This is a genomic window from Micromonospora sp. DSM 43699 (genome assembly GCF_055517075.1).
The window spans coordinates 20,879-27,467 of record NZ_JBTMMT010000080.1; the positions used below are offsets into that span (position 1 = coordinate 20,879).

Here is a 6,589-nt window from a genome sequence, read left to right on the forward strand (position 1 = left end):
CCGATGGATCATGGAGTTGTACCGGGGGTCAGCCGGGGTGCGGGAAGGTCGGGTAGGTGAGGTAACCGGTGTCGCCGCCCGCGTACCAGGTCGCCTCGTCGTGCGCTGCCATCGGCAGCCCCTGCCGGAGCCGCTCGACGAGATCGGGGTTGGCGAGATAGGCGCGGCCGAAGCTGATCAGGTCGGCACCCCACCCCAGCCAGCGGTCGGCCGCCGTCCGGTCCGTCTGTCGCGGGCCCATCGGGAGGACCGGGTTCATGATGAGCGTGCCGGGCCACACCGCACGGAGCTCCCGCAGGACCTCCTCGTCGGTGGTGGCCTCGAGATGGATGTACGCCGGACCGAGGCCGGCGAGTTCGGTGAGGAGCGCGGCGTACAACTCGGGGACGTCTGCCTCGTCGGCGCCCCAGAAACCGGCGCCGGGCGAGAGGCGGATTCCGGTGCGGTGACCACCCACCGCGTCCACGGTGGCGGCCACGGCCTCGACGGCGAACCGGATGCGGTTGGTCACCGATCCGCCGTAGGCGTCGGTACGCAGGTTGGCGTTGCTCGACAGGAACTGGGAGATGAGATAACCGTTCGCGCCGTGCAGCTCGACCCCGTCGAAGCCGGCCTCCACGGCGCGGCGGGCCGCCAGCGCGTACGAGCGGGCCTGTTCCGGCACCTCGGCGGTGTCGAGCGCCCGGGGCACCGGGGCCGGTTGCGGGCCGGTGGGGGTGAACACCTCGCCGACGGCGGGTACGGCGGACGGGCCGACGGGCTGCATCCCGGTCGTCGCGGGGTGCGACACCCGACCGCCGTGCATGAGTTGGGCGAAGACGCGTCCACCGTTGGCGTGCACCGCGTCGGTCACCGGCCGCCAGGAGCGGACCTGCTCGTCGGTGTACAGACCGGGAGTTCCCGGGTTGGACTGCCCGACCCGGTTCGGCTGGACGCCTTCGGTCACGATCAGTCCGGCGGTGGCGCGTTGGGCGTAGTACGTCGCCATGGACGGGGTCGCCAGGCCGTCTCCGGTAGCGCGGACCCGGGTCATCGGGGCCATCACCACCCGGTTGGGCAGGATCAGCTCGCCGAGCGGGTGACTGTCGAAGAGGGTGGCCATGTCGCAGCGCCTTCCGTGGGTGGGGCGGAGGTCACGCCCGTGGGCCGGGCGTACCGCTACGCTAAAACCTGACACTGACGTCAGAGGCAAGTGTGGCGACGGGAGACCCGATGCGGATCGGCGAGGTTGCGGCGCAGGCCGGGGTGAGCGTCCGCTCCCTGCGCTACTACGAGGAGCAGGGGCTGCTGACCAGCACCCGCAGCGCCAGCGGCCAACGGCACTACGGCGCGGAGGTGGTGGACCGGGTGCGTTTCCTCCAGCGGCTGTACACCGCAGGGCTGTCCAGCCGTACCATCGCCGCGCTGCTGCCGTGCGTCGACTCCCCCAGCGAGCAGACCTCCGACGAGGCATGGGAGCGGATGACGCGGGAGCGGGAACAGATCACCGCCCACATCGAGGACCTCGCCCGGACCCGGGACTCCCTCGACGAACTGATCGCCGCCAACCGCCGACACCACCCGCAACGGCCGTCCACCGGGCCACCTCACGCGGACGGTAGCGCACCGCACGACCACCAGGCGTCCGGGCACCGCCCGGCGGCCACCCGATCGGCGGTCACCAGCCGCTGAAGGCGACCAGGAAGCCGAAGCCCAACCCGCCGATCACCAGCAGGTAGCCGACGCCGATGAACAGGGCACGCCGGTGGCGCAGCGGGAACGGCAGGAAGCCGGCCAGGGCGAGCAGCACGCCGAGCACGGCCCCGCCGGTGGGAGCGCCCAGCACCACCAGCTGCCCGAACGCACCGCAGATCAACAGCCCGTCGGTGCCCTCCGTACCGCAGGCGTCGGCCGCCATCGGCAGGAACATCCCGACCAACGCCACCGCCAGGGCGAGCACCACCAGGAGCAGCACGGCCACCACCGCACCGACGGTGCCCGCCACCCCGCCCCGGCGCGCACCGACCGGCACCGCGACACCACCCTGCGGACCACCCGCGACCACCATGCCCATCCCCCTGCCCGGCCGACGCCCACCCCTGCCACCACCGCGCAGGGCCGGCCCCGACCCTCGGGTCCGCTCCGGCGCGAGAGCGAGCGTAGGTGGCGCGACCGGCCCGGACGAGGGCCGACCAGCCGGATTCTGGCCACCGACCGGCACGCCGCGCGGTCATACTCCCGGCCGGACGGAAAGAGGCCGGACGGGAAGAGGCCGTGCGGAGGCCACGGCGCAATCCGGGGCCGGCGACCGGGCAGCTCCCGGCAGCGCCGTGCCGGTGTGGGCGTTCAGCCGGCGTGGCGCTGCGGTACGCCGAGCACGGCGCACGCCTGCTCGTACATCCGGACCACCTCCCGGCGGATCTCGACCCGCTCGGTGAGCCGGTGGGCGAACGGAAGCCGCACCGGCACCTCGATGTCGTCGAGGGTGACGGCGAAGTCCATCCCGTCGGCGTCCAACCCGGTCACCCGCGCCCGGGTGGCGTCCGGGCAGCCGCCGAGGGTACGGCAGATCAGCAGCGAGTCGTCGGCGTGGTCGTCGTTCATGTGCCGGCTGACCGCGCGGACCACGTCGGCGTCGAACTGCTGCCCGGTCACGCCACCGCCTCCGTGATCCCCGGGGCGTCCGGCACGTGCCGGGCCAGGGCCGAGAAGACCGCCATGTTGTGCCCGTACGCCACCAGCACCTCGTCCAGCAGCGCCGCCTCGTCGGCCGGGCTCAGCGGCAGGGCGTCCAACCGGGCCCGGTACGCCTCCTTGTACGCCTTCGGCCGGGGGATCCGGTCGAAGGCGTAGAAGGCGGCCCCCGACTGCCCGGTCAACCCGTAGCGTCGGGCCACCGCCCGTCCGATGTGCAACCCGCCGGAGAGGTCACCGAGGTAGCGGGTGTAGTGGTGGGCGACGAACCGCACCGGGGAGCTGCCGCCCACGGCCCGGATCCGGCCTGCATAGGCCACCGTGGCCGGATGCGGCGCGGTGCGCAGCGCCCAGTCGGGTCCGGCCAGGTGGGTCAGGTCCGCCTCCAGCGCGGGCAGCCGGGTCAGCGCGTCGTCGACGAACCCACCGACGACCGGGTCGTCGCGCATCGCCTCCGCGACCGACTCCAACGCCTGGTACAGCGCATGGTGCTGCACCACCAGGTCGAGGTAGCCGGCGATGTCCAGCTCGCCGGCGACCAGCGCGGAGACGTAAAGCTGGCTCTCGGCGGCGGCGTGGACCCCCTGGCTGGCGGCCCGTAGCCGGGCCGAGAACGGCATGGGTGGTGTGTCCATCTATTCCTCCGTGACGGGGGTGTTCCGGGCCGGGCCCCGACGGCGGGGCACGACGAGCGGCAGGCGGGTGTCCGGGTGCGGCACGACCTCGATGTCGTGCCGGTAGACCTCGCTGAGCAGAGGTGCGGTCAGCACCGTGTCGGGGGGGCCGGCGGCCCGTACCCGCCCGTCGGCGAGCAGGGTGATCCGGTCCGCGTACGCCCCGGCCAGGGCGAGGTCGTGCAGTACGACCACGACGGTGTCCCCGGCGTCGGCCCGCTCCCGGGCGATGCGCATGACCAGCTCCTGGTGGTGCAGGTCGAGGGCGGCGGTCGGCTCGTCGAGCAGCAGCACACCGGTCCGCTGGGCCAGCACCCGGGCCAGCGCGGCGCGGGCCTGCTCGCCGCCGGAGAGCGACGGGAACGGCCGGTCGGCGAACCTGACGACGTCACAGCGTCGCATGGTCTCGGCGACCACCGCGTCGTCGTCGGCCTCCTCGGGTCGACCGGCCCAGGGGGCACGTCCCATCCGGACCACCTCGACCACCGAGAACGGAAAGCTCAGGGCGGTGCGCTGGGTCAGCACCGCCCGACGCATCGCCAACTCCACGGCCGACCACTCGGCCAGCGGTCGGCCGTCGACCTCGACGGCCCCGGCGGCGAGCGGCAGGTCACCGCTGACGGCAGAGAGCAGAGTGGACTTGCCGGCACCGTTCGGGCCGACCAGGACATGCAGCTCACCGGCCCGGATAGCGAGGTCGACCCGGTCGAGCACCGGTCGGCCGGCACGCTCGACCCGGATCCCTGTGACGCGGACCCGGGTGCCGCCCGACGTGGTGGCGGTCGGCACCCGAGGTGCCGCCCGGCGGCCGAGCAGCCGCAGCGGACCTCGCCGTCGGCGTTCCCGTACGCTCACCACAGCCTCCCCGGTGCAGGTGTTCACGCCCAACCTCCGGCCCGGTCCCGGGTGCGGCGCAGCAGCCAGAAGAAGGCGGGGCCGCCGACGATCGCGGAGAGCACCCCCAGCGGCAGCTCCTGGTAGTCCACGAGGGTCCGGGCGGCGAGGTCGGCGACGATGACGACGATCGCGCCACCGAGGGCGCTGGCCGGCAGCAGCAGTCGGTGCCCCGGGCCGGCGACCATCCGGACCAGATGGGGCACGACCAGACCGACGAAGCTGATGATGCCGGTGAAGGCGACCGCCGCCGCGCCGAGCAGCGCGGTGGCCACGATCATCCGGACCCGCAACCGTTCCACGTCGACCCCGAGGTGGCGGGCGGACCGCTCACCCAGGGCGAGCAGGTCGAGCCGGCGGGCGTCGACGAGGGTGGCGAGCAGCCCGACCGCGAGGCAGGGCGCGGCCAGCGAGACCGCCGCCCAGTTCGCCTGGGCCAGGCTGCCCAGATTCCAGAACGCGATGGCCTGCACACCCGACTCGTCGGCGACGAACATCAGCAGCCCGATGGCGGCACCGGCGACGGCGTTGACAGCGACGCCGGTGAGCACCAGGGTGACCACCTCGGTCCGGCCACCGGAACGGGCCAGCAGGTAGACCAGCCAGGTGGTGGCGAGGCCACCGGCGAACGCGGCGGCGGGCACCGTCCAGCCACCGACGACGGTGACGCCGGTGACGATGGCCAGCGCCGCGCCGACCGCCGCGCCCGCGGAGACGCCGATGACGCCCGGCTCGGCCAACGGATTGCCGAACACCCCCTGCATCACCGCACCGGCGCAGCCGAGCGCGGCGCCGACCACGGCGGCGAGCGCGACCCGGGGAAACCTGACCAGCCACAGCGCGCTCTCGCCGTGCGGGGCGGCGGGCCGGGGGCCGAGGTCCAGGCCGAGGCGGTGCAGCACCGAGCCGAGCACCTCGGCCGGAGCGACGGCCACCTGGCCCCGGCCCGCGGCGAGCAGGGCGACCAGCAGCAGCACGACGGTGAGCCCGGCGAGCAGTACCGGTCCGCGCCGGACCCGACGGCGGTGGTCGCGGCCGGCTCCGGTGGCCCCGGTGGCCCCGGTGGCCGGTCGGGTGGGGGTGGCGGTCATCGCGGGCCCCGGCAGTGCAGCGCGTCGGCCAGGACCCGCACCACCCGCCCGGAGCGGGTGCCGAAGGTGAGCAGGACGCCGTCGTCCATGTCGACGACGCGACGGGCGGCCCCGGCCGGGGTCTGCCCCACCCCGGGGAGCTTGAGCAGGCCGTCGACGCCGCCGACGGACTTCAGCCCACCGCTCATCACCAGCAGCACGTCCGGGGCCGCGTTGATCAGGCCCTCGCTGGTCAGGGGGCGGAACTTCGCCAGACCGATCGCGGTGCCGGCGTCCACTCCCCCGGCCGCCTCGATCATCGCGTCGGAGCCGGCGCCCCGCCCGCCGATCAGGTAGACCCCGGCGGTGCCGCGCAGGTAGAGGAAGGCGACGCGGGGGGCCGGGCCGTCGGGCACCCCGGTGCGGGCGGCGGCGATCTCCCCCTCGATCCGGGCGACGAGCCGGTCGCCGGCCGCGCCGACGCCGAGCGCCGCGGCGATGGCCCGGACGTGCCCGGGGACGGCGTCGAGGCGCTGCTCGGCGGCGACCAGGACCACCGGGATGCCAGCCGTGCGCAGTTGGCGCAGCGTCTCGGGTGGACCGATGCTGTCGTCGGCGAGGATCACCGTGGGGGCGAGGGCGAGCACCGCCTCGGCGGACAGGTCGTGCCCTGCCGGTGTGACCACCGGCAGGTGCGCGGCGGCCGGGAAGGTGGTGGAGGTGTCCCGGCCGACGACGTTGCCGCCGAGCCCGAGGCTGAACACGATCTCGGCGATCGAGCCGTAGAGGTTGACCGGCAGGATGCGCGCGGCGTCGGTGACCGTGCTGACGACTCCGTCGGTGGAGGCGACGGTGACCGGCAGGGCCGGGGTCGGCGTCGGGTCCAACGGGTCGACGTCGGTGTCGGGCAGGGTGGCGGTGACCGGGCCGCAGGACGTCGGTGTGGTCGACCGCGCCTCGGCCACCGGGTCGGTGCAGCCGACCAGGGCACCGGCGAGCAGCACCAGGACGAGCGGCAGCGCGCGCCGGGTCACGACGTGGCCCGGTGACGACGGCGACGGCGCAGGCCGGCGAGCAGCGCCACCCCGAGCACGGGTACGACCAGCACGGCGAGCCACCAGCGGCCGGTGTCGGAGGCGGCGCTGACCCGGGTCACCTGCGCCTGGTCCACCTGGCCCGTCTGGTCGGTCCGGCCGTCGGCCCCGGCGGGGACGCTCCCGGTGGGGCCGACGACGGCCGACGCCGGACCCGCGCCGGTGGGCACGGCACCCCCGCCGG

8 protein-coding genes and 1 pseudogene are annotated in these 6,589 nt (G+C 74.7%); 1 reads left to right on the forward strand and 8 read right to left on the reverse strand.

Features of this window, described 5'->3' with window-relative positions; genetic code table 11:
* Nucleotides 1-28: 28 nt before the first annotated feature.
* Nucleotides 29-1,102 (reverse strand): alkene reductase, encoded by a 1,074-nt coding sequence (locus AC0AIB_RS27370; RefSeq protein WP_328348031.1) that lies wholly within the window; start codon nt 1,100-1,102, stop codon nt 29-31.
* A gap of 110 nt (nt 1,103-1,212) precedes the next feature.
* Between AC0AIB_RS27370 and AC0AIB_RS27375 the strand changes: the two are divergent.
* Nucleotides 1,213-1,551: pseudogene (locus AC0AIB_RS27375) on the forward strand (MerR family transcriptional regulator); the annotation flags it as partial.
* A gap of 106 nt (nt 1,552-1,657) precedes the next feature.
* Here AC0AIB_RS27375 and AC0AIB_RS27380 read toward each other — a convergent pair.
* The 7 genes from AC0AIB_RS27380 to AC0AIB_RS27410 all read right to left on the reverse strand — a co-directional run.
* Nucleotides 1,658-2,047 (reverse strand): hypothetical protein, encoded by a 390-nt coding sequence (locus AC0AIB_RS27380; protein WP_328348033.1) that lies wholly within the window; start codon nt 2,045-2,047, stop codon nt 1,658-1,660.
* A gap of 278 nt (nt 2,048-2,325) precedes the next feature.
* Nucleotides 2,326-2,634, reverse strand: coding sequence for a DUF2470 domain-containing protein (locus AC0AIB_RS27385; RefSeq protein ID WP_328348035.1), 309 nt, complete (start codon nt 2,632-2,634; stop codon nt 2,326-2,328).
* Complete coding sequence (locus AC0AIB_RS27390; RefSeq protein WP_465097758.1) at nt 2,631-3,308, reverse strand: biliverdin-producing heme oxygenase; 678 nt, start codon at nt 3,306-3,308, stop codon at nt 2,631-2,633. Before AC0AIB_RS27390 ends, AC0AIB_RS27385 begins: the two co-directional genes overlap by 4 nt.
* A complete protein-coding gene (locus AC0AIB_RS27395) occupies nt 3,309-4,202 on the reverse strand; it encodes a heme ABC transporter ATP-binding protein (protein WP_328348039.1) in 894 nt (297 codons plus the stop codon).
* Between the two features lie 23 nt (nt 4,203-4,225).
* Nucleotides 4,226-5,332: a FecCD family ABC transporter permease gene (locus AC0AIB_RS27400; RefSeq protein WP_465097759.1), complete on the reverse strand. Its 1,107-nt coding sequence runs from the start codon at nt 5,330-5,332 to the stop codon at nt 4,226-4,228.
* On the reverse strand, nt 5,329-6,345 hold the full coding sequence (locus AC0AIB_RS27405) for a heme/hemin ABC transporter substrate-binding protein (protein ID WP_465097760.1): 1,017 nt from the start codon (nt 6,343-6,345) through the stop codon (nt 5,329-5,331). The genes AC0AIB_RS27400 and AC0AIB_RS27405 overlap by 4 nt, the downstream gene beginning before the upstream one ends.
* Nucleotides 6,342-6,589 (reverse strand): hypothetical protein (locus AC0AIB_RS27410; RefSeq protein WP_465097761.1); only part of this gene is annotated, 248 nt, incomplete at its 5' end. The genes AC0AIB_RS27410 and AC0AIB_RS27405, both read right to left, overlap by 4 nt.